This window comes from Alkalihalobacillus sp. TS-13, from assembly GCF_019720915.1.
GTDB lineage: Bacteria > Bacillota > Bacilli > Bacillales > Fictibacillaceae > Pseudalkalibacillus.
Map to the genome: position 1 here is coordinate 440402 of NZ_JAHKSI010000001.1, position 24179 is coordinate 464580.

At 43.6% G+C, this 24179-nt stretch carries 18 protein-coding genes; 14 read left to right on the forward strand and 4 right to left on the reverse strand.

What is annotated here, in order from left to right; translation table 11 throughout:
- Positions 1-50: 50 nt before the first annotated feature.
- From KOL94_RS02205 to KOL94_RS02215, 3 genes are read left to right on the forward strand one after another with little or no spacing between them, the layout of a single operon-like run.
- A complete protein-coding gene (locus tag KOL94_RS02205) occupies positions 51-278 on the forward strand; it encodes a spore coat associated protein CotJA (protein WP_221563663.1) in 228 nt (75 codons plus the stop codon).
- Between the two features lie 18 nt (positions 279-296).
- A complete protein-coding gene (locus KOL94_RS02210) occupies positions 297-548 on the forward strand; it encodes a spore coat protein CotJB (RefSeq protein ID WP_221567563.1) in 252 nt (83 codons plus the stop codon).
- A gap of 35 nt (positions 549-583) precedes the next feature.
- Entirely contained in the window at positions 584-1153 is a 570-nt protein-coding gene (locus KOL94_RS02215) for a manganese catalase family protein (protein ID WP_221563664.1), read from the forward strand.
- A gap of 79 nt (positions 1154-1232) precedes the next feature.
- Here the strand turns inward: KOL94_RS02215 and KOL94_RS02220 are convergent, their stop codons facing one another.
- From KOL94_RS02220 to KOL94_RS02235, 4 genes are all read right to left on the reverse strand, one after another.
- A complete protein-coding gene (locus tag KOL94_RS02220; RefSeq protein WP_221563666.1) occupies positions 1233-2036 on the reverse strand; it encodes a TerC family protein in 804 nt (267 codons plus the stop codon).
- 263 nt (positions 2037-2299) lie between these two features.
- Positions 2300-4516: a PAS domain S-box protein gene (locus KOL94_RS02225; protein WP_221563667.1), complete on the reverse strand. Its 2217-nt coding sequence runs from the start codon at positions 4514-4516 to the stop codon at positions 2300-2302.
- A gap of 197 nt (positions 4517-4713) precedes the next feature.
- A complete protein-coding gene (locus KOL94_RS02230) occupies positions 4714-5340 on the reverse strand; it encodes an O-methyltransferase (RefSeq protein ID WP_221563669.1) in 627 nt (208 codons plus the stop codon).
- Positions 5337-5792: a hypothetical protein gene (locus tag KOL94_RS02235; protein ID WP_221563671.1), complete on the reverse strand. Its 456-nt coding sequence runs from the start codon at positions 5790-5792 to the stop codon at positions 5337-5339. The genes KOL94_RS02230 and KOL94_RS02235 overlap by 4 nt, the downstream gene beginning before the upstream one ends.
- Positions 5793-6067: 275 nt before the next feature.
- On the opposite strand from KOL94_RS02235, the gene KOL94_RS02240 reads away from it, so the two are divergent.
- The 11 genes from KOL94_RS02240 (at position 6068) to KOL94_RS02285 (ending at position 23670) form a co-directional block, all read left to right on the forward strand.
- Positions 6068-6604, forward strand: coding sequence for a GNAT family N-acetyltransferase (locus KOL94_RS02240; RefSeq protein ID WP_221563672.1), 537 nt, complete (start codon positions 6068-6070; stop codon positions 6602-6604).
- Between the two features lie 260 nt (positions 6605-6864).
- The gene (locus KOL94_RS02245) at positions 6865-7353 is read left to right on the forward strand and encodes a DNA alkylation repair protein (RefSeq protein ID WP_221563674.1); all 489 of its coding nucleotides are present in this window, start codon (positions 6865-6867) and stop codon (positions 7351-7353) included.
- A 124-nt stretch (positions 7354-7477) separates the two neighbouring features.
- The gene (locus tag KOL94_RS02250; RefSeq protein ID WP_221563676.1) at positions 7478-8278 is read left to right on the forward strand and encodes a GNAT family N-acetyltransferase; all 801 of its coding nucleotides are present in this window, start codon (positions 7478-7480) and stop codon (positions 8276-8278) included.
- Between the two features lie 61 nt (positions 8279-8339).
- Entirely contained in the window at positions 8340-8465 is a 126-nt protein-coding gene (locus tag KOL94_RS25095; RefSeq protein ID WP_260412177.1) for an RAxF-45 family protein, read from the forward strand.
- A 663-nt stretch (positions 8466-9128) separates the two neighbouring features.
- Entirely contained in the window at positions 9129-10754 is a 1626-nt protein-coding gene (gene abc-f, locus KOL94_RS02255; protein WP_221563678.1) for a ribosomal protection-like ABC-F family protein, read from the forward strand.
- A gap of 378 nt (positions 10755-11132) precedes the next feature.
- The gene (locus KOL94_RS02260) at positions 11133-11363 is read left to right on the forward strand and encodes a WYL domain-containing protein (RefSeq protein ID WP_221563680.1); all 231 of its coding nucleotides are present in this window, start codon (positions 11133-11135) and stop codon (positions 11361-11363) included.
- 16 nt (positions 11364-11379) lie between these two features.
- Complete coding sequence (locus tag KOL94_RS02265; RefSeq protein ID WP_221563682.1) at positions 11380-11763, forward strand: YhjD family protein; 384 nt, start codon at positions 11380-11382, stop codon at positions 11761-11763.
- A 92-nt stretch (positions 11764-11855) separates the two neighbouring features.
- Complete coding sequence (addB, locus tag KOL94_RS02270; protein WP_221563684.1) at positions 11856-15353, forward strand: helicase-exonuclease AddAB subunit AddB; 3498 nt, start codon at positions 11856-11858, stop codon at positions 15351-15353.
- Complete coding sequence (gene addA, locus KOL94_RS02275; RefSeq protein ID WP_221563686.1) at positions 15346-19080, forward strand: helicase-exonuclease AddAB subunit AddA; 3735 nt, start codon at positions 15346-15348, stop codon at positions 19078-19080. The genes addB and addA overlap by 8 nt, the downstream gene beginning before the upstream one ends.
- Before the next feature lie 13 nt (positions 19081-19093).
- A complete protein-coding gene (locus KOL94_RS02280; RefSeq protein WP_221563688.1) occupies positions 19094-20263 on the forward strand; it encodes an exonuclease SbcCD subunit D in 1170 nt (389 codons plus the stop codon).
- Between the two features lie 2 nt (positions 20264-20265).
- Positions 20266-23670 (forward strand): SbcC/MukB-like Walker B domain-containing protein, encoded by a 3405-nt coding sequence (locus tag KOL94_RS02285; protein ID WP_221563690.1) that lies wholly within the window; start codon positions 20266-20268, stop codon positions 23668-23670.
- Positions 23671-24179 lie beyond the last annotated feature (509 nt).

A 24179-nucleotide genomic window follows, 5' to 3' on the forward strand; every position in this document is an offset into this window, starting at 1 on the left:
ATCATGAATAAGGTGTATATGACATTGTTTATAGGGAGGTTTTAACCGTAATGAGCAGCTACAGAAAATCCTGGCGTCCCTATATCGGACCGAATGATCCTTGTCCGCCCATAGAATTGAAATACTATGAAACTCCGCCAAATCTTTATTTAGGATTCCAGCCTTATGGACTCAAGCAATTCGATCCATCCACAGCTTTGTTTAAAGGTACGTTGTGGCCAGCGTTATATGCGCCGTACAGCAATCCTTATAAAAAGAAGCGAGAGGAGGGGGAGTAGGTGGCGCAATCGAAACAGATGCCCAAAGAGTTTTATGACTGGATGAAACAGCTTCAAGAAATTGATTTCGTCCTTGTCGAGCTGACGTTATATCTTGATACACATCCTGAAGATTTTGATTCCATTAAGCAGTTCAATGAATTCGCTGAAAAAGGAATGAAGTTGCGTCAGCAGATTGAAAAGAAATATGGACCGTTGATGCAGTATGGTCAAAGCTACTCCGGATATCCATGGAATTGGGATGACCCTCCATGGCCGTGGCAGATGTAATCAACCTACTACTCGAAGGAGGTATGCGCTGAATCATGTGGGTCTATGAAAAGAAACTACAATATCCTGTCAAAGTGAGTAAATGTAATCCGATGCTGGCGAAGTTTTTAATTGAACAGTATGGTGGAGCAGATGGAGAATTGGCAGCCGCATTGCGATATTTGAACCAGCGTTATTCGATTCCTGATAAAGTAGTCGGATTGCTGACGGATATCGGGACAGAGGAGTTTGCGCATTTAGAGATGATTGCAACGATGGTCTATAAGCTTACGAAAGATGCCACACCGGATGAAATGAAAGAAGCAGGTCTTGGGGACCATTATGCAAATCATGATAACGCATTGTTTTACCACAATGCAGCGGGGGTCCCATGGACGGCGAGTTATATTGCAGCTAAAGGGGATCCGATTGCTGATTTATATGAAGACATCGCCGCTGAAGAAAAGGCAAGGGCTACATATCAGTGGATAATCAATTTGAGTGATGATCCGGACCTGAACGATAGCCTCAGCTTTTTGAGAGAACGCGAAATCGTCCATTCGCAACGCTTTAGAGAGGCGGTTGAAATTTTAAAAGAAGAACGCGACCGGAAGAAGTTTTTCTGATTATGATAAAAATAATGAAAAAGGAGGGACACTGGCCACCGAAGGCAAGGGATCCCTCCTTCTCGTTATTAATAAAGAACTAAGCATTTCCGGTTTGTTCTTTTGAGCTTTTCTTCTTCGTTTCAGGTTCTTTCGTCTGTCCAGAAAGAAACCAACCTGCAATTGCAATAGCTACTAAGATACTGTAAAAAGTGAATTTCCAGGGTACGCTGTGTGCAAAGTGCTCAGAGATGATCCCTACTTTCTTATGAGCAAGTGTAAGGACAACCAGCTTTACTCCGACCCACGTAACGATGAGATATGCCGCTGTTTCAAGGCCGGGACGTTTTTTCAAGACCTTGGAGATATAGGTTGCAGCCGTCCGGATCAATAATAAACCGATCAAGCCGCCAAGGAAAATAACACCGAATTGTCCACCATCCATCCCGCCGATCTGAGGAAGTGGTGTTCCCGGTAATGCAAGAGCCAATGCAACGGCTGCTAAAATGGAGTCAACAGCAAACGCAATATCTGCAAGTTCTACTTGTATAACTGTTTTCCAGAACCCCTTTGCACTGACTTTTTTTTCTGTTTTTTCTTCTTCATGACCCTCGTTTTTTATACGATGCTGTTTATAAATGTGTTTAAGACCAATGAACATGAGATAAGCCGCACCGAGTGCCTGAATTTGCCACACGTTTACGAGAAAAGAAATTGCGAATAAAGCGGCAAATCTGAAAACAAACGCACCGAGGATACCGTAAAAGAGCGCTTTTTTACGTTGTTCTTTAGGGAGGTGCTTAACCATTACAGCCATTACTAAGGCATTATCGGCTGATAGTAGACCTTCAAGACCGATCAAAATGAGCAAGGTCCAAGCATACTCCAACCAAAGTGAATCCATAATCGTACTCTCCTTTCGAAAGAAAGACTCGAATCCCTCAATGGCTTGAGTCCGAAAATACAAAAAAGACCCTTACCATTAGAGGCAAAGGTCTTGCTAACAACGTAAGTTGCCAATAACGCCGAGAGGAAGTGCCCTCTGAATTGACGACGATATTGTAAAAGCTACTCCCCTTTGAAATTCTATGGTAATTATTAGGATGTACAAGCCTTCTTGTCAATGGTTTTTCTCAGAAGTATCTATCCCTTAAATTACCCAAACAATCAATCGTTAAACACGGATTCGTCGTCTTGGTTGTTCCATTTTGGTAGGATGATTTCAGCAATTGTGCCGACATCTACTTTACTTTTGAATGAAATTTTTCCATGATGGTTCTCAATGATTTTATAACAAATCATCAAGCCCAATCCCGTGCCTCGTTCTTTTGTTGTGTAAAATGGTTGGCCTAAGGTCGTCAGCCTTTCTTCTGCAATTCCGCAGCCTTCATCCTGGAAACAGATCCGCAGTTCATCGTCATTCAATTTTTCCGCACTGATGAAAACATTTCCACCTGAACTCATCGATTCAATCGCATTTTTCAATAGATTGATGAAGACTTGTTTAAGCTGGTTTCCTTCCCCCTGGATCAATATGTTTTCAATCTGATAGTCCTCATGAATGTTCACCTTGTTCATGGTGGCTTCAGAATACAGGAACGAAACGACTTCTTTTATAAGTGATACCGGATTTTGTTGTGACATTTTGGATAACTGCGGTCTCGAGAGCATAAGGAATTCCCCGACAATACTGTTCACTCGATCCAGTTCTTCAAGCATGATGTCACAATACTCTCCATAACGGTGATCGGTGACGGTTTGGATCAATTGGATAAATCCCCTCAAGGAGGTAAGGGGATTACGGATTTCATGAGCGATTCCTGCAGCCAGCTCCCCAAGTACAGATAACTTATCAGAACGGATGATCATCTCATCAAGCTGTTTCTGTTGCGTAATATCCTTTATAACGAGGACTGTACCTTTCTTTTCATCATTTTCAGTGATCGGTGTAATCGTGATATCCGTTAGAATCGATTCGCCTTGTTTGCGATTGATCAGTTGTTCGCGTTCTTTGTGGATGGTTTGCTCCTTGATGGATTGATCCAGTTTTGCTAGAAAGTTACTATAGGTAACGGAGGATTCAGGGAAAAGGATGGAAACGTGCTTCCCGATCAATTCTCCATGAGCATATTCTAAAAGCTGGATTGCTGCATCATTGGCGAATATAATATGTCCGAAAGGTGATAAACTTAATATTCCGTCACCTGCTGTATTTAAAATCAGTTCATTCTGTTGGTTGATCGCTTCAACTTCTTTTTCTGATTTTTTACGTTCGCTTATGTCAGAAAGCATGAGAAGAATCGCATTCTGATGTTCAAAATCGATCGGAAGTACAGTCATTTCTACTTCCAAGGTTTCACCATCAATGCGAAGCAACTTACTTTCCATCGTAAATGAAGGGATATCTGCATTAGCTATCTTCCTCAGTTGTGTAGTGACGTCACTTTGGATATCCTGATGAACCATTTCCAGTATCGATCTTCCAATCAAACAACCGTCTGACTCTGTATTGAATAACTCCAAGCAAGAGGAATTTACATAACTCATTTTATTTTTCACAAGGACGGCAATTGCGATAGGTGAATTCTCTACAAGAATCCGGTACCGTTCTTCACTGAGTTCTAAATCTTTTTTGTATTGAAGCTGTTTCGTGATATTACGGGCGACACCATATACTCCAGTTATCTGACCATTGATGACGATCGGTACAGCGGTGACCCGAAGTTCTTTCCGTTCATTCCTCTCGTTCTTGATCGCACATGGGAACGTCAAAGATTCACCTCGCATCACTTGTTGGAACTTATGCAAGGTATCAAGTTGGTAATCAGGTGTGATATAAGGCAGAAACGTACGCTGTTTCATTTGTTCTTCCGAATGACCTGTAATTTCACTTCCGGCCTCATTGACACTAGTGAAATAACCGTTCGAATCCAAGGAAAACACAGGATCAGGATTATAGAGGAACAGAGATTTGAAATGCTGTTCACTCGTTTCTAGCAAGAGCTCCTTTTCTTTACGATCAGTGATATCGATGCAGTTTCCAATTACCTGCACTACTTGATCATCAACGGTCACCGGGTTCAATGATGCCAGGTAAGAGATGTTGAATACAGTGGCTTCGTAAGATACAGCCTCACCAGCCCAGGCTCTTTCATACATCATCGATTTCTCGATCGCTTTTTCTTCAGGTAAAAAATCCTTAAGTTCATAGCCGACAATTTGATTTGGATCAAGGTTCATTTTTTTCAAAAGCTGCCCCTCGCAAAATGTATGTATGAACCGGCCGCTATCTATTTTTGTAAATGTGAAAATAAAACCATTCTGCTGTTGGATGATATGTTGAAGATGTTGTTTTGACAGAGCATCGATATGTAGTGTAGTCATTCTATTCATACACCTCTCTAAAAAGTGAGTATGATTGATACTTTCCACTTTTATAAAGGAACTCCTTTAATTTCAGTTATACCGCAAACTAAATGAGTCTAAAGGTATCTTTTTGTAAGTATGAAAAAAGAGCAGAGCACTATTGTGCCAAGCTCTTCGTGAATTCATATGTCATCATTCCTATTTTTCTTCAATCCCTATTTCACCCGTGCAATTGTCAGTCCATCACCAAGCGGGACCAGAATGCTTTCAAGCTGCGGGTGGTCTGCCGTTTTTTGATTATAGGCTTGTAAGGCTTTCGTATCGTTATCCTCTGTATTCTCATGGAGCACTTTACCGTTCCATAGGGTATTATCTGCGATGATCAAGGCACCAGGGTTAGCAAGTTGGATGCAGTAATCCAAATATTTGCCGTAGTTTTCTTTATCTGCGTCGATGAAAAATAAGTCATAAACAGCATCACTATGAGTAAGTTTCTCCAAAGATTCGAGTGCAGGGCCGACTTCATATTGCACAAGGCCCGTGAAACCAGCTTCTTCGATATGTTTTTTGGCAACATTCGCATAAGACTCATGCAATTCAAGAGAGGTCAGCCGGGCTTTTTCGTTTCCTCTTAGCAGGCAGATCCCGCTATATCCACCTAAAGCACCCACCTCGAGGAGGTTTTGAGCACCGGATATTTTAACAAGCAGTGTCAATAATTTACCTGATTCGGGTGAGACAGATATCGTCGGCATTCCGATCTTAAGCATATTTTCCGTGATTTTTTCGAGATCTTCGTCTTTTTGTACGAAAAGTGTTTGGATGTATGTTTCTATATTCATATATTTCCCTCCTCTCCTAATCGGATGTAAGGATGTTCTTTATTTTCAATACTATAGATGATTGTGAAGCCGAATACGATGCCAGCAAAGAAATGGAGCTTTTCATTGCCGTAAAGCAAGTTTGCAAAAGGAATCAAATCGCCCCAGCCGAAAAGGGAGAAATAATATGCAGGAAAAAGCAAGACGAGAAGAGAAGGAATTCCGAATATAAGCAGCTTTTTCCAATTGATTTTCAGATTCCGGCTGTTTTTCAATGAAATATCGCTCAAGGGAACCGCCAACGCCATTCCAAACAAGATTGGAAATAGGATTGAATAATAAAAGACGGAAGTGAGCAGGAAATTCTGTTCTGCCTTCACATGAAGCAGACCCTCAATCTTAAAACCAGCAATCAAGAAAAAGCTGTATATGATCAAATATATGAAATAACGGATTGTGGATGAATGTTTCATTTGAAAGACCTCCATTATGAGTTCTTTGTTTGATACTAACTGAAAGCAGATATGAAGTTATCTGGGCTAACATGGAAATATACGGGACTACTGTGGGAAAAGCAAGCTAAGCAAGACCCCGCAAGCGAATGTTCGGCTAACAACCATCACGTCCTGTGTAAGTGAGCTGAGGAGGTTTGCAGCTTGCCTGCGGAAAGCGAGTATATTTCCTTTATAGAAAACAACTTCTACGAAAACGGCTTTTTAAAAAAAGTTATCACAGAAAGGTGATCATGATGATCGAGTCTGGCAATCTATTCATACGTCCGTTGAAAAGAGAGGATGCCGTCCATTTGGTCAAATGGTTGAATGATCCAGAAGTTTTGCAGTGGTATGAAGGACGGGATCGCCCCCATGACCTTAACAAAGTCTATGAGCATTTTTATGAAAGTGATAATCGGGTCATTAAGAATCTTGTAATGTGGAATCAGACTCTGATTGGTTATGTTCAATATTACCCTTTATCGGAAAAAGAGAAAAGAATTTATGGCTATAAACGTGATGATTCTTTATATGGTATGGATCAATTCATCGGAGAGCTGTCGTATCAGGACCGTGGGATCGGAACACAGCTCGTCAATACGGTTGCAGCGTTTCTTTTCGATAAGCTTGAAGTTGGAAAGGTAGTCATGGATCCACAGCTTCGCAATCCACGCGCACTCAGATGTTATGAAAAATGCGGCTTCCGTCCTGTACGACGCTTGAAATCCCATGAAATGCATGAAGGGAAAAAGGAAGACTGTTTATTAATCGAAAGGCTTTGTTATACTTAATTCTTGATTTTTTCGAAATTCACTCCCTTTCCGCGGGCAAACGAAAAGCGGAAGCGACCCGGTTAGGCACGCAGGTCACTGGAAAACTGACGAGGAGGCTGTCGCTGCCGCAGGAAGTTTGAAGTGATTCAAGTGACTGGTCGCTGAGCTAGACATCACTTCCCTGAAACAGAATGCCCTTCTGCAAAAGAGGTCAGTGCCCATCTGATTCCCGAAGTTTATGAGTTTTATCCTGACGACTGTGTGATGACAATTGGGAAGTGAGGGAATGGGCTGGCGGCGGCTGTGGTGAGATCTTGGCTGAACGTTTTGAGAAATTCTATCCTGTCATGGAAGTGTGGAAGGAGGATGAATCTGAAAATGTTCGCAGAGCGGTAGTATTATCAGTCATGTATGCAAGTAAATCCTTAGATGAATCCTATGTCCGCAAGCTATTGGAAATCCTTGAGCCCCTGATGAAAGACGAGTCGGAGTACGTGAAGAAAAACCTGGGGGCATTTGTAATCGGGGATGGGTTATTGAAGCGATACCCTGCACATGTCCTTCCGTGGTTGGAATCGCTCGTCGGTTCTGATGATGAGACTGTACGCTGGAATATTGCGATGGTCTTTTCAGCAACAGCGGTAAGATCATTTTACAAAGAAGGGGAAAAGCTTTTGGTTGAATTGGAAACTGATGAACGGAAAAAGATACAACGAGCAGTGAAAAAAGCCCGGAGGAATTTGAACAAGGCGATTAAAGTCTCGTGAAAAAATCGGATTAATTTCCAAAAAGCAGTTGAATCCCGCCCCCAAATCTGTAAAATAGTCTTAATACCTATCGACGTTATATACAAGGTAGATGAGACTTTCTGTATTGAAGAGGGGGATGGAGATGATCAGAAAGCTGACAGAAAAAGATCATGAACAGGTGATGTCGTTTTTAAGTGAGGAACGAGCTATAAATCTTTTCATCATCGGGGATATTGAAAACTTCGGCTATGAAACGGATTTTCAACAAATTTGGGGTGAATGGGACAGAGCGGACGAATTGATTGCAATCCTGCTCCGTTATAAAGAAAATTTCATTCCATATGCGAAAGGACCATTTGACGTAGAGGGATTCGCAAAAATCATTACCTCAGACGAAAACTTTCACATTTTATCAGGTAAAGAAGACATTCTTGAGCAATTCGGAGGTTACATATCTTCAAACAAGAAAAGAAGCATGTATTTCGCGGAATTGATCAACGGAGACATGCTGCCGCGAGCTTTTGAACGAGAAGGTATACGGATGGCAGAAGAAGAGGACGTTGAAGCGATCTTTATGCTGCGGGAAAGGATCGAAGAATTCACCGACTCCATCTCTTCTCGTGAAAGCTTGCTCCATTCGATCAGAAGCAATACGGGTCGAACATATCTTGTCAAAGATGGGGATTTTGCAATTACCAGTGTGTCGACCACAGCTGAAAATTCAATGTCAGCTATGGTCGTCGGGGTCTGTACAGACACAGCCCATCGAAATAAAGGTCTTGCTTCCAGGTGCTTAAGTGCTCTTTGTGAAGACGTATTGAAAGAGGGAAAGACCTTATGTCTGTTTTACGATAACCCGGCTGCAGGATCGATTTACAAGCGCTTAGGTTTTAAAGATATCGGGCGATGGACGATGTGGCATAATACGGAAAATCAGGCTTGATTGGCTGGAATTTTTCAGGTAATATAGTAGTGATTACGATTGGAATTAGGAGGTGTAAGGAATGCTTACAGGATTGTTTCGTATTTTGGATTGGTTGACAGTTGAGGTCCGTTCCATTACGCATGATTTTGCGTTCGACGGGAGAAGTATGTCCATTTTTCCAAATACGAAAATGATCAAAACGTAAGCAGAACCTTATCCCTTTCATCCTTTTAAAAGTACGGATAACCATGGGCAGGTCAGCTTGCTCATGGTTTTTTGTTGTACTTAGAAATAGGGTTTGTTGCACTTCAATGTTGATCAAACAAACGAAATTCACGGCACTCCAGTGGGAACAGCGAGCCAGGTGAGACCCCGCTGTTTTTAAAAGGATCTTCGACTATAATAATGAACTTCGACTAAATACCACCACGTCCTATGGTGAACGTCGAAGCCAGCATAAGGAAAGCTTCTAAGAATCCTCATTGCAGACACGAAAATGATTTCATTTTTGTGTTGGAAGAGGCTTGCGGAAGTGGGTTGATACAGGGAAGTGATGTCTAGCTCAGCGACCAGTCACTTGGATCACTTCAAATTTCCTGCGTCGGCAACACATTGATTGACATCCTTATGAGTTAGCCCACGCAGAACCAAGTCTTTGTTTGGTTCGAGCCTCCTCGTCAGTTTTCCAGTGACCTGTGTACCTGACCGAGTCGCTTCCGCTTTTCTTACGCCCGCGGATAGGGAGTGAATTTCGAAGCAATCAACATCATTCTTAAACAAAGCCAAAATTAAAAAGGCAAAAACTAAACAACCGTTCCATAATTCATTGGATGACATTTTGGAACATCTATAAAAGGAGACTAATTTCATGATCGTAACATCAATAAATAACATCGCAAAAACGTATGCAGGTACTTGGATTTTTGAAGATATATCACTACAAATTTATGAAAAAGACCGTATTGCACTCATCGGTCCGAATGGCGCTGGAAAATCAACATTGATGAAGTGCATTGCGGGAATCGAACACGTCAACAAAGGCAATATTTCATACAAAAAAGAGTTGTCAATCGGCATGCTGGATCAGATTCCCGATATCGAGGAAGGATTGACCGTTGAAGACGTCCTTAAGCAATCGTTTGTTGAAGTGTATGATATCGAACAACAATTGAAACAGGTCACTGAAAAAATGGCAGATCCTGGTGAACAAGATCATCTTGAGAAGCATTTCAATAAATTCAGTAAGCTGCAGAACCGCTTGGAAGAAGTGAATGGTTACGCAGTCGACTCGAAAATAAAAGGGGTTTTGCATGGACTTGGATTGGAACTTTTATGCGATAAGCCTTTCCAGTCCTTGAGCGGTGGAGAACAGACGAAAGTCGGGCTAGCTGCAATCTTGCTTGAAGAACCCGATCTGCTATTACTCGATGAGCCGACAAACCATCTCGATATGGAAGCACTTGACTGGTTGGAGGAGTATATCCGTAATTATGATGGAGCAGTCGTTATCATTTCGCATGACCGTTATTTCCTTGATGCGGTTGCTACGAAAACCATGGAGATCGATTCAGGGATCATCGAGGAATATAAAGGGAATTATTCAACCTTCGTAAAAGAAAAAGAGAAACGTTTGATGCTCGAATTCCAGGCTTATCAGGACCAGCAGAAGAAAATCAAAAAAATGAAAGAAGCGATTAAACGGATGCGGGAGTGGGCTATCCGGGCTGACAATCCAAAAATGCACAAGCGCGCTCGGAACATGGAACGGGCACTGGAACGGATGGATAAGCTCGATCGTCCTAAGTTCGAACGGCAGACGGCGTCCCTTGGGTTCAATTCCGCCAAACGCAGTGGGAAAGATGTAGTCATTTTCGAAGACGTCACGAAGGATACCGGAGACCGTATGTTGTTTGAAAATTTGACCATGCTGCTCCAATACAGGGAACGTGCTGCGATCATCGGTAAAAACGGGGTCGGTAAGTCGACAATCCTCCGTTTGATTTTAGGGGAAATCGAGGCTGATCATGGAAATGTCCGTATCGGAGCATCGGTCAAGATCGGTTACTTGTCGCAACAAGGGCTGACAGGTTATGAAGACTGGACCGTCCTCGATGCCTATCGGGATATCGCTAAAGTCGAGGAAGGAGAAGCCCGCTATCGGCTGAGCCGGTTCTTGTTTTTCGGAAAAGACGTTTTTCAAAAGGTGAACAAGTTGAGCGGCGGGGAGCGGACACGATTACGACTAGCACAAATGATGTCCGAGAATTATAATCTGTTGCTGCTAGATGAGCCGACGAACCATCTCGATATCGAGTCACGAGAGGCATTGGAAGAGGCTTTAGAAGGGTTTCAGGGTACAATCCTAGTCGTGTCGCATGACCGGTACTTTTTGAACAAACTGATGGACCGGACCTACTGGCTAGAAGACCAGCAGTTGAAAAGCTACATCGGCAATTATGAAGCCGCAAAAGAAAAAAGAATGCAACTGAGTTGAATTCTTTGAATGCGTTTGTTTAGGGACTGGCACATGGTGTCGGTCCTTCTTTTAGTTGGCGTTTTGAGCGCATGGAAATGTGAAAAATAAGATTCGAGCTAATTCATGAGGATTTCATAAGACCGTTCATGCACGGAGATTTTATATGATGAGACCATAGTTTTGTGAAAAACCAAAACGAGGTGATCAAAGAGGCTTTCTGACCGTAAAAACAGGAAAAGACCAAATTGATATACAGAACGTTCTCAAGTCGAGGTATCCTCTATGATCTTCCACCTAGATCTTAACACCCTCCTAAACTGGAAAAAATTCTCACCGTCCAACTATTGCATATAGAACTTATGTTCGCATATAATAATAAAAAATGGAGGGTTGAGCATGAGAAGGATGTTAATTCGATCATTTGAACAAAAGAAGCCGGTTGAAATCGTTTACCTGTCCAACGATGGTACGATTACCCAGCGTATGGTCTGGATCACATCACTCACGGAAACAACGATGTCAGGATATTGTTCCTTAAGAAAGCAGACTCGGACTTTCAGCATCGATCGGATTCTTTCAGCGCGCATGCTTCCATTGCGGAAGAACAGAAATACCAACGCTGGATAAGGAGGGGCATAGATTCATGTATGCGACAAAAGAGGAAAGCCTGCTTATCGATCGTTTCATTCTGTACCCGATGTTATTGACAATCCTCAATCGGGATTTGCAAATTTTCCAACGTTCACCATTCAAATTCACCCAGCCTTATGTCCTCTGGATTGAAAATAAGATGACAGAAATTTCACATGAACTTCATCACATCCGGAAAGAAATGAAAGCGAAGAACATCAAAGTATCCTTTCATCAAAGGTACGAGGATACGTCAGAATATAACATCATCGTCCGGGGCTATCATGAAGTCATCAAATATTCCAACTTCCATCTTCGGAATCAAGCGGAACTGACACTCCAAAGGCTTTTCCTCGACCAAGCATGGAAAGAACCAAGCACAGGCGATTTGCATTGACTGTTTTTCAATACTTGGCAAATCTTAAAACCTACAAAAGCATACGAAAACATGAGATAATAGGAACTAGGATTCGGAAAGGAGAAATGTACATGTCGGTCCGATTTTTGGTCGGAAGATCCGGTAGTGGCAAAACGACAGTCTGTTTAGACGAAATGAGGAAACAGTTACATACTAACCCAAAAGGGAACCCACTCGTTATGCTCGTACCTGATCAGATGACCTTTCAAATGGAATATGAACTGGTAAAAACACCTGGACTAGGCGGAATGATTCGTGCACAGGTGTTTAGTTTTTCCCGCCTCGCTTTGAAGGTTCTCCAGGAAGTGGGGGGATTGACACGTTACCATCTGAATTCGACAGGGATGAATATGCTTTTGCGTAAAGTCGTTGAAAAGCAAAAGGATCAACTCATCCTGTTCCATAAGTCATCGGAACAAAGCGGTTTTTATGAACTGTTAGAAGAAATGATAACGGAGTTCAAACGCTATTGCTTAGGGGCAAGTGACATAGAAGAGTTGGAACACACACTTATGGGCGAGAATGATGATCGCACCCTTTTAAAAGATAAACTGCATGATTTACATATCATCTACAATCAACTGGAAGAATTGCTTGCTGATAAATACGTAGATTCAGAGGATTATTTACGATTGCTGGAGGAACGGATGGCGGAGTCGACGTTTTTCGATGGCTGCGAGGTATGGGTCGATGGATTTCATAGTTATACACCGCAAGAGCTTGGTGCGCTGCGGACTTTGATGAAAAAAGCGGATCGTATGACGATCACTTTGACGATGGATGAAGCGACCGATAATCCACCATCGGACCTGGATTTGTTCCGAATGACGACGACTACCTACCAAAAGCTGAAGAATATTGTTGAAGAAGAAGGCGTCGAAATTGAAACAGTTCAGAAGCTGCCTCAGAAACCACGCTTTGAAGAATCGTCTTCGATCAGACATCTGGAAAATTATTATCATGAGCGGCCGGTCGTCCCATTTTATGGTGATGAATGTACTGTTCAGCTCAGCGGTGCGGTCAATAGAAGGGCAGAGATCGAAGGGATTGCAAGAGACATTCAAGAGCTTGTCCAGAAAAAAGGGTATCGGTATCGTGATATTGCAGTGCTTGTGAGGGATCCTTCTTCCTATTCGGATTTATTGAATACATTATTCGAAGATTACGAGATTCCGTATTTCCTTGATCAAAAGCGCTCGATGCTGCATCATCCATTGATTGAATGTATCCGATCGAGTTTGGATATCATCCTTCAAAACTGGCGATATGACGCTGTATTTCGTTGCATTAAGACAGATTTGCTGATGGATCAGGATAGTGCGACCCAGGATTTCCGTGAACAGGTCGATTTAATGGAGAACTATGTACTGGCGCATGGAATCCATGGGAAGAAGAAATGGACAAGCAATGAAAATTGGATTTATCGGAAGTTCCGTTCACTGGATTTCAGCTTCGGAAGTCAAACGGATGAGGAGCTGACTAAGCAGCGTCTAATCAATGATGCAAGACAAAAGGTAGCTGATCCGTTATCAAGATTGGAACGGGATTTGAAAGCTGCAAAAACTGGGAAGTCGCTATGTGAAGCGTTGTTCCTTTATCTTGAGTATCTGCAGGTTCCTGCAAAACTTGAGGAATGGCGCTATCAGGCGGAAAAAGCCGGCAATCTGAGGCTGGCGAGAGAGCATGATCAAGTGTGGAGTGCGGTCATCGATCTAATGGAACAAATGGTTGAAATCGTCGGGAATGAACCATTGAGTCTCGAATTGTTCACCAAGATGCTCGATACAGGTCTTGAGTCGATGCGTTTTGCACTCGTACCTCCGGCTATTGATCAGGTATTGATCGGAAGCCTTGATCGATCCAGGTTTTACAAAGTGAAATGCAGTTTCATTATCGGGGTCAATGATGGCGTTTTGCCAGCAAAACCGACAGAAGAAGGAGTTCTATCTGAAGATGACCGTGAAGCGCTTGTAACACTCGGTGCAGAGATGGCCCCGACTTCACGGGAGAATTTGCTGGATGAGAATTTCCTCATCTATATGGCTTTGTCAAGTGCATCGGATCATTTATATGTCTCTTACCCGTTAGCAGATGAAGAAGGGAAGTCCCTTGTTCCGTCGATTCTCATCAATCAGCTGAAAGAATTGCTTCCGAAGCAATCTGAACGTCTATTGATGCAAGAACCGAGTGAGAGTGATGAGACTAATTCCCGGTTCATCGTCCGTCCAGGAAAGACGCTATCTTTCCTGACTGTACAATTGCGGCAGTGGCAGAAGGGCTATCCAATTGCTGAGGATTGGTGGCATGTATACAACTGGTTCGTCGAGAGTGACGAGTGGGAGGCAAAAGCGAGACGGACGATCCACAGTCTCTTTTACCAAAATAAAACGGACAGGCTTAAGGGCGAAACGAGTAAGGAATTGTATGGCGATCACCTGAAAGCGAGTGTATCGAGGATGGAGAAACATCAGTCTTGTCCATTCTCGCATTTTGCCAGCTATGGATTGAAGCTCGAGGAAAGACAGATGTTCAGACTTGAGGCACCGGATATTGGACAGTTGTTCCATGCTGCGTTGAAGGAAGTCTCGGATTATCTGCAACAGCGGGGCATTGATTGGAGAGAGCTTTCGGCAGCAGATTGTTATCGTATTGCTGGAGAAATGGTCGAAAAGCTTGCACCACGCTTACAGAGTCAGATTCTATTAAGCTCGAACCGCTATCAATATATCAAACGGAAATTGAAAAATGTCGTTGGAAGAGCTTCCTACGTACTCAGCCAGCAAGCGAAGGCGAGCGGGTTTTCACCAGTGGGACTTGAGCTCGGGTTTGGCAACTCAGATAAAATCCCGCCGTTGAAATATACGTTACCGAATGGGACGACAATGGAAGTGATCGGTCGGATTGATCGGGTCGATGCAGCAACCAATCATGATGGACTGTTCCTTCGCGTCATCGACTATAAATCAAGCCAAAAAGGGTTGAATTTGTCTGAGGTTTATTACGGAATCGCACTACAGATGCTTACCTACCTGGATGTGGTGATCACCCATTCTGACCGTTGGCTTAATAAAACCGCGGATCCAGCAGGTGTCCTGTATTTCCATGTGCACGATCCCGTCCACTCATCGAAAAAGCTTTTGACCTTAGATGAAATCGAGAAAGAGCTTTTCAAGAAGTTCAAGATGAAAGGCTATGTACTTGAGGATGAAGACGTCGTCCAGCTGATGGATGAAGGTATAGATGGACACTCTGAAATCATCCCTGTCGCTACAAAGAAAGATGGCAGTTTCCGTAAAGGGTCATCACTCATGAACAAAGAGCAATTCAATGAGGTCCGCTCCTACGTCCGTTCGATGATCGGTTCCATCGGGACGGATATTACGAACGGAAATATCGATATCGCACCGTATGAAATGCAAAAACGAACACCTTGTACGTTTTGTTCGTTCCGATCAGTGTGTCAGTTCGATCATTCATTGGAAGAGAATAACTATCGACTATTGAAGAATATAAAAGACGATGAACTGTTTGAACGAATTCGAAAGAAAGGGGGAGATCAGAATGCGTGATGTCATTCCAAAGCCTGAAGGGGCACAATGGACCGACGAACAGTGGCATGCAATCACAGCGAGAGGAGAGGACATCCTCGTCGCAGCTGCCGCCGGATCAGGCAAAACAGCTGTTCTCGTGGAACGGATCATCAGAAGACTGACGGACCATGACGGTGTCGATGTCGACAGGTTATTGATCGTGACATTCACCAATGCAGCAGCTGCTGAGATGAGGAAACGGATCGGAATCGCGCTTGAGAAGGCATTGAAGGAAAAGCCTGGCTCGCTTCACTTGAGACGACAGCTGACATTGTTGAACAGGGCGTCGATTTCAACCCTCCACTCCTTTTGTATCGAAGTTTTACGAAAGTATTATTACCAATTGGACTTGGATCCTAATTTTCGGATTGCAGATGAAACCGAAGCGGAATTGATCCGTCAGGAAGTCCTTGAAGAACTTTTGGAAGAGGAGTATGGCCGAGAAGATAATGAACCGTTCTTCGATTTGGTCGACCGTTTCAGCAATGACCGCGGCGATGATGAAATCCAGAACATGATCATCCGCTTGTATGATTTTTCCCGCAGTTATCCATGGCCGGAGCAATGGCTTGAACAAATGGGTGGAAAATATTCGAAGAGCGAACAGGTGGAAACGATCGAGGAGCTTTCGTGGACGAATGAGTTGGTCCAGGATGTCCAGTTGCAGTTGCGAGGCATGCTTGAATTATTGGAACAAGCGAAGCAATGGGCGCTTCTTCCAGGCGGTCCAGGACCTTATTACGACACGTTGCTCGAAGATGAGCAGATGGTCCGCAATCTAATTGAATCTGGAACAGTGTCGTGGCAGAAGGTGTATGAAACGTTCCAGGAAAACAAATTTTCACGTTTGAAGGCGTGCAAAGGGGACGAGTACGACGAAGCTCTGAAAGAACGGGTCAAGTCGATAAGAGATCGTGTGAAAAAGCAAGTGGAAGGTCTTCAGGAAGAGTTGTTCAGCCGGTCTCCGAAATCATTCATCACCCATATCCGGGAACTCGCTCCAGTAATGCAGACGTTGATTAAGCTTGTAAAAAGCTTTTCAGTACGTTTCCAGTCCGCGAAGAAAGAAAAAGGACTGGTGGACTTTTCTGATTTGGAACATTTTTGCCTTGAGGTTCTGACAGGGGAAGGGTCATCAGAAAAACGGTTGGTTCCTTCCCAGGCAGCACAGGAATACCGCCAAAAATTCATTGAAGTCCTTGTCGATGAGTATCAGGATACGAACCTTGTCCAAGAATCGATTGTCCAACTCGTCACGAAGGAGCAGGAAGAAGGATCGAACCTCTTCATGGTCGGTGATGTGAAACAAAGTATCTATCGTTTCCGACTGGCTGAACCGACTTTATTTTTAGATAAATATAAGCGTTTCTATGAATCGGATCCGGGGGAAGGGGTACGCATCGACTTGTCTAAAAACTTCCGGAGCCGGCGGGATGTTATCGATAGTACGAACTTCCTGTTCAAACAGATCATGAATGAAACAGTGGGTGAAATCGAATACGATGAAGCTGCGAAACTGCGCCTTGGAGCGGACTATCCTGAGAATGAACAAGCGGCCACAGAATTGGTTCTGATCGATCGAAGTGAAGAAGATGAGGAAGACGATGATATTGAGAATCTTGAATCGATCCAGCTAGAAGCCCGATGGATGGCTAACCGGATCCAACAATTGATCGGCCATAATGAAGAACAGCAGCCTTATCAGGTCTATGATGGGAAGTTGAAACAATATCGCCCGATCGAATACCGGGATATCGTGATCCTGTTACGCTCGACTTCTACAATAGCCCCGATCCTCCAGGAGGAGTTCAAAAAGCAAAGCATTCCAGCTTATGCAGACTTGTCAACAGGTTACTTCGAAGCTGTCGAGGTATCCGTCATGCTATCGTTGCTGCAGGTCATCGATAATCCGTATCAGGACATCCCACTTGCTTCAGTACTGCGTTCTCCGATCATCGCATTGACAGGTGAGGAATTGGCGGAAGTGCGGATTGCTGACAAAAAAGGCTCGTATTATGAAGCTGTCATGGCCTTTAAGAAACTAGCTGAGCCCTCGCCTGCTTTGGAGAAAATAGAATTTTTCTATAAAAAACTGCAAGAATGGCGGACGAAAGCACGTCAAGGGGATTTATCAGATCTTATCTGGCAGATCTACCGTGAAACGGGTTACTACGATTATGTAGGTGGAATGCCGGGTGGACAGCAGCGCCAGGCGAACCTGCGGGCATTATATGATCGTGCAAGACAATATGAAAATACATCATTCCGTGGTTTATTCCGTTTTCTTAGATTCATAGAACGGATGAGGGATCAAGGAAAGGATCTAGGAACTGCAAGAGCCTTGGGCGAACAAGAGGATGTCGTCCGGATCATGACGATCCACAAAAGTAAAGGGTTGGAGTTCCCGGTCGTTTTCCTTGCGAACCTGAACAAGCGGTTTAATGAAATGGACTTGAGAGGGGGATTCCTCCTTCATAAAGAAATCGGATTCGGCGCAAAATTCATGAATCCGAAGCACAGGATCAGTTATCCGACATTGCCTCAACTTGCTATCCAGAAACGTCTCCGGATGGAGATGGTGGCCGAAGAGATGAGGATCCTCTATGTTGCATTGACACGTGCGCAAGAGAAACTGATTCTGCTAGGGGCAGCTCGGGATCTTGACAAACAAGTGACGCAGTGGGAACATCTCGTATCTCGAAAAGGGTGGTTATTACCTGACTTCGAGAGAGCATCAGCAAAATCATATCTGGATTGGATCGGTCCAGCAGTCATACGTCATCCAAGCATGGAGTTATTAAGAAACCGTGTAGGAAGCGGGAGTGCGATTGATGAGGACCTCACCCAGACCCAGCACAGATGGGCGCTATCCATCTTACCATCCCGGGATATCGTCGTGACGGATGAAGAGAAAGCAGAGGATAAAAGCACACGTCTTGAACAGATCAAATCATGGGAGCAGGTTGATACAGAAGGGTCGAGTGATGTAACAGAATCATTGTCATGGCGATATCCGTATCAGCTTACGGAAAGGCATATGTCCAAGCAGTCTGTTACGGAATTGAAACGAAACTTGGAAACGCGAGACGAATATGGTGACACATCGTTTGTCCGACAGTTCCGTAATTCACTCGGGGAACGTCCGAACTTCATGCAGGAAAAATCATTGAATGCCGCAGAGCGCGGTACGGCGATGCACCTTGTCATGCAGCATTTGACGAAGCCTGAAAACATCTCAAAGGAAACGATTGTTGAGACTGTCGCGAAGCTTGTCAACGACGAACTGCTGACCGAAGAGCAAGCAGATGCGATCGATTTTGTTTCCATCGAGCGCTTTTTCAAAAGTGAACTCGGTGAACAGATTCAGACATGTACATCTGTCCATCGTGAAGTTCCGTTCAGTCTTGCTTTACCAGCTGGGGACGCCTATTCTGATTGGTCTGGCTCCCTTGATGAACATGTCCTCGTCCAGGGAGTGATGGACTGTGTGATTGAAGAGGACGATGGCTTTATTTTGCTTGACTATAAGACAGATGCTATCAAAAATCGATTCGAGAATTTCGAGAAGGCACGGCCAGTTTTGGAGCGACGTTATCAAGTTCAACTTGAAATGTACGCAAATGCGATTGAACAGATCTGGAAAAAGCCGTGCAAAAAGAAATATCTATACTTTTTTGATGGTGGACATCTTCTCCGTCTGCCATGACAAGGGGGAAACAATGAGATTACTTCATACTGCCGATTGGCATCTCGGAAGGACGCTTGAAGGAAGAAACCGACTTCCGGAGCAGGAACAATTTTTAGAGGAATTATGCGATATCGTTGAGGACCAAAAAGTGGATGTCGTGTTGATGGCTGGTGATGTATTTGACACGGTCAATCCCCCTGCGGCAGCTGAACAATTATTTTATGAGGCGATGGCGAAGTTGACGAAGGATCAACAATGTAAGGTGATCATCATTGCAGGTAACCATGATAATCCTGATCGATTGAGTGCCTCCGGTCCACTCGCCGCAATGCACGGAATCACCATCATAGGGTATCCGATGAACCAGCCACTCTGTTTTGGGATCGAGTCGACTGGAGAACGCTTGAAACTAGCCGGGCTCCCATATCCATCTGAGTCCCGATTGAAAGAAGTATTGTCGGATTCCTTTGATGAGCAAACATTGAGGAATGCCTATGACATCCGTATCGAAAAATTGTTCGATGAGCTGTGCGGCAATTTTGATACAACCAGTGTAAACATTGCGATGAGCCACATTTATGTTGCAGGCGGGCGTGAAAGTGAGTCGGAAAGACCGATCCAAGTAGGCGGGGCTTATACTGTATCGTCGAATGCCCTTCCTTCAAAAGTTCAATATACGGCACTCGGTCATCTGCATCGCCCGCAATCCATCCATCGGTCTAGCAATCTGGCAAGGTATTCGGGTTCACCGCTTTGCTATAGTTTTTCAGAAGCAGGGCAAACGAAATCAGTCACCATCCTTGATATCGAACCAGGCTCTGAACCGAAAATGGAGGAAATCTTCCTATCGTGCGGTAAACCATTGGTACGATGGAAAGCAGAAGATGGTTTGATCCAGGTTCATCGCTGGCTTGATGAAAAGAAGGACGCTAATGCTTGGATCGATCTAGAAGTGCATTTGAAGGATACATTAAGCATGGAACAGATTCACCATCTTCGGAATTCACATAGCGGATTCATCCATATCCGGCCAGTATTTGAAGAGATGGAAGAGATGAGTATGGAGACAAGGACCTCTGATCTTCCGATTGACGAGTTGTTCACACGGTTTTATGAACGGCAGACGAACGGTGGAACGCCTGATGAACAGACAGTGAAATTGTTCATGGAACTGATCCACGAAAACGAAGGGGGCGTATAAGAATGAGACCTATACACCTCTCTGTAACAGGTTTACATAGTTTCCGCGAAAAGCAAGACGTGGATTTCCATACCCTCTGTGAAGGAGGCGTGTTTGGGATTTTCGGACCGACTGGAAGCGGAAAGTCTTCCTTGTTAGATGCTGTCACTTTAGCCCTTTATGGGAAAATCGAACGCGCTGCGAATACGATCCAGGGAATCATGAACCATGCGGAAGATCAGCTGTATGTCAGCTTCACATTCGAATTGGGGAAAGAACACTCAGCTAAGCGCTATCGCGTAGAACGAACCTATAAAAAAGGAAAGAATGAATCGATTCGGACGAGCACTTGCCGTCTGATCGAAGTTATCAACGAAGAAATGACGGTTCTTGCTGATAAAGAACGGGATGTGACTTCACGGGTCGAATGCATTTTAGGGTTAACGCTCACCGACTTCACACGTGCAGTCGTCTTGCCTCAAGGGAAATTTGCCGAGTTCCTGTCGCTTAAAGGTGCGGAAAGGCGGCAGATGCTTCAGCGTCTCTTTCATCTAGAAAAATACGGTGATCATCTGAATCACCGTCTGAAACGGAAAACTGAAGAAACGAACGTGGTTCTAAAAGAGATTGCAGCTGAACAACAGGGTTTAGGAGATGCATCGAAAGAAGCGATCATCGAACTTCAGAATAAGCTTGAAGAAGCGATCCAGACCGTAGAACGAAGAAATCTCGAATTGGAAAAGAAGGAAATGCAATTCGAGCATTACCGGCAAATTTGGCGTTGGCAGGAAGAGCTTGATGAAGTAAAACGGAAACTCGCTGTTCTGGATGAAAAAGCGCATGAAATCAAGGAACTTGAAGAGAAACTGAAGCTATCGAGAGAAGCAGATTCCTTGTTTCCGGTTGTTGAAGAGCTTGAGTCGATCCTTAATGAGCAGCAATCGTGGACGTCGAAGAAGGCTGAACTCGAAGAAGAAACCAGACAATCGAAGAAACTCGTTAAGGACATAAAACATCAACTCCGTACGATCCAGAAGGAACGATCTGATCATGAACCTGTTTTATATGAACGCCTTCAACAATTGAAATATGCAAAAGAACTCGAGGGCGACTATGAACGAGGAGCACAATCCCTCTCTAGTGAAAAGACGAAACTTGCAGAAGCAAAACAAGAACTGAATACAATAGAAACAGAACTTAATAAAATCAAAGATACGAAACAAAAAGCGATCGACCGACAAGCGGAAATCAAGTCCGACATTGAAAAGAAAACGGTTCCGATTGAAGAACGTAATCGAATACGGGATGCTCTCGCATTGAAGCAAGAAATTGACCGCACGGAAGAAATGAAAACTGAATTGAAAAATGAACAAAAAAAGATAACGGATACTGAACAGAAACTGAATGCTGAAATAGAAAAACTTGAAAAGCAGAGGAAGAATGTAAAACGGAACATCAGTTATCTGCTGCAGCATACCGAGTCGATGTTCAATCGCGTTTGTGAACATGAACGGGTCATAGAACGTGCCAAACATTCAATCGAACAATCCTTGAAGGATGCGATCCAAAGGCAAAAGGACGGGGAAGTCCATACACTAGCAGTTCAGATTGCCCAAGAGTTGAGAACAGGAGAAGCTTGTCCCGTGTGTGGATCAAAGGAACATCCTGCTCCTGTTGGAGAAACAGGAGACAGCGAAGATCATCATGCAGCAATTGCTGAATTGGAAACGTTTTTCAATTCATTGAAAGATGAAGAGTTAGCTGTCCATTATTCTAAAAAAGATCTCGAACATCTCTTTGAAACGGTACAAGATTATGTGCAAAGAGGTGAGTTCAGCGATGAAATCGCTGCAACCACGTTCGATCCAATCGAAAACGGTCTCCAAACGAGGGAAGACTTGAAGAATTATTTGCGATTACTGCAAAAAGAAACAAAAGGATTCAAGCAAGATGTGATTGAACTTAAAGAAAAACGGGTAAAGTACACGACTTTATATTCAGAATACGATAAAAAGTTGGTGGAGAATACCGTAACTTTGAATACGTGTAAACGTGATGCTTCCAGAGTCGAAGAGAAGCTGAAAGAAGTTGATCGAAAAGCTGCAGAGTACGAAAAGCGATGGAACGCTGCATTCAAAACCTATGAAATTGATCAACTTGAACAATTGCAAAAAGAAATGGATCAGAAGGAACAAGAAATTGAGGATTTGAAACGGCGATATGATCGAAGTGTATCTTATTTGGTCGAGGTGGATGGGACGATCATGCAATTCACTGAAGACTGTCAGTCACTTAAACTGAAAGTAGCTGAACTCACTTCCACCGTGTCGAGTAAGGAAACCCGGTGTGAAGAGCTTAAGAACAAGCTGGAAGAAATCTGTGGCACGGAAAAAGCGGAAAAGCTTCATAAGAATGTGCAAGCCCAATTAGAGGACTTGAAACAAAAGGAACAACACGTCCAGCAGCAGTCTGAATTTGAAAGTAATAAACTGCAAAAGTCGGAACAGGAACTTGAAGTTGCGAAATCGACCTTACAAAACATTGAAGAACGATTAACGAAAGCACGTGAAAAATGGGAGCAAAAAGTGAAAGAAACTTCATTTGAAACGAAAGAGGAAGTGAAGGAGGCGCTTATCCCAGCTCAAAAACAGAGCAATTGGGAAGATGAGATCGAGCAATACCATAAACAAAAGCAGAATCATCAGCATGATCAAAAACGCCTGCTTGCTCATTTGAATAACAAAGAGGTCAGTATCAATGAATGGGAACAAGTCCAAGAAGAGTTGAAGCATGCCAAACTGAAGAAAGAAGCGGCGCTTTCTGAACAAGCAAAATTCGAATCAGCATTATCAGATATGAAAACTCGAGCAGAGAAATTCGCCAGTTTGGAAGCAAAGCGTCTGAAAAATGAAGAGCTTTCTGAGAGACTCGGAAAATTACAAGCTGTTTTCCGTGGAAACAGTTTTGTCGAATTCATAGCTGAAGAACAATTAAGCCAAGTGGCACGGGATGCGTCACAGCGGCTCGGTGAATTGACAAGACAGCGTTATGCTTTGGAAGTGGATTCCACAGGTGGATTCGTCATCCGTGATGACGCCAATGGTGGCGTGCGCAGACCTGTCACCTCATTATCAGGAGGAGAAACATTCTTGACCTCCCTAGCACTGGCGCTCTCTTTATCAGCACAAATCCAGCTGCAAGGTGAATATCCATTGGAATTCTTCTTTCTTGATGAAGGATTCGGGACGCTTGATCAATCGCTGCTGGATACAGTGATTACTGCTTTGGAACGCCTTCAAATGCAGCAGGTATCCGTCGGAGTGATTTCCCACGTACCAGAGCTCCGTGCTCGTTTGCCAAGAAAATTGATTGTTACCCCGGCGACACCATCAGGAAAAGGAAGCAGTGTAGCTATCGAGACTTTATAAGTTTGATCAGGATTGGCCGAAAATGGTCAATCCTTTTTGATTTCTCGTAAACTTAAATGCCGGATTCTTTAAGCGATATTCCCAACACTAACCCGCTGAAAGGGAATGATAATCTCATAAAAGATTTTGGCTTTGTTAAATAATACGGTTGATTTCTGACTAAATTTTATCGAAATTCGCGACACTCCTGCAGGAAAAGGGACCTAGGCAAGACCCCATCTTTTTTAAAAGGATCTTCGACTATAATAATGAACTTCGACTAAATACCACCACGTCCTATGGTGAACGTCGAAGTCAGCAGAAGGAAAGCTTCTAAGAATTTTCATAGCAGACACGAAAATGATTTCATTTTTGTGTTGAGATCCTGTGCAAGTGAGGAGGCTTGCGGAAGGAGGTTAATACAGGGAAGTGATGTCTAGCTCTGCGACCAGTCATTTGGATCACTTCAAACTTCCTGCGGCGGCAACACATTGATTGACATCCTTATGAGTTAGCCCGCGCAGAACCAA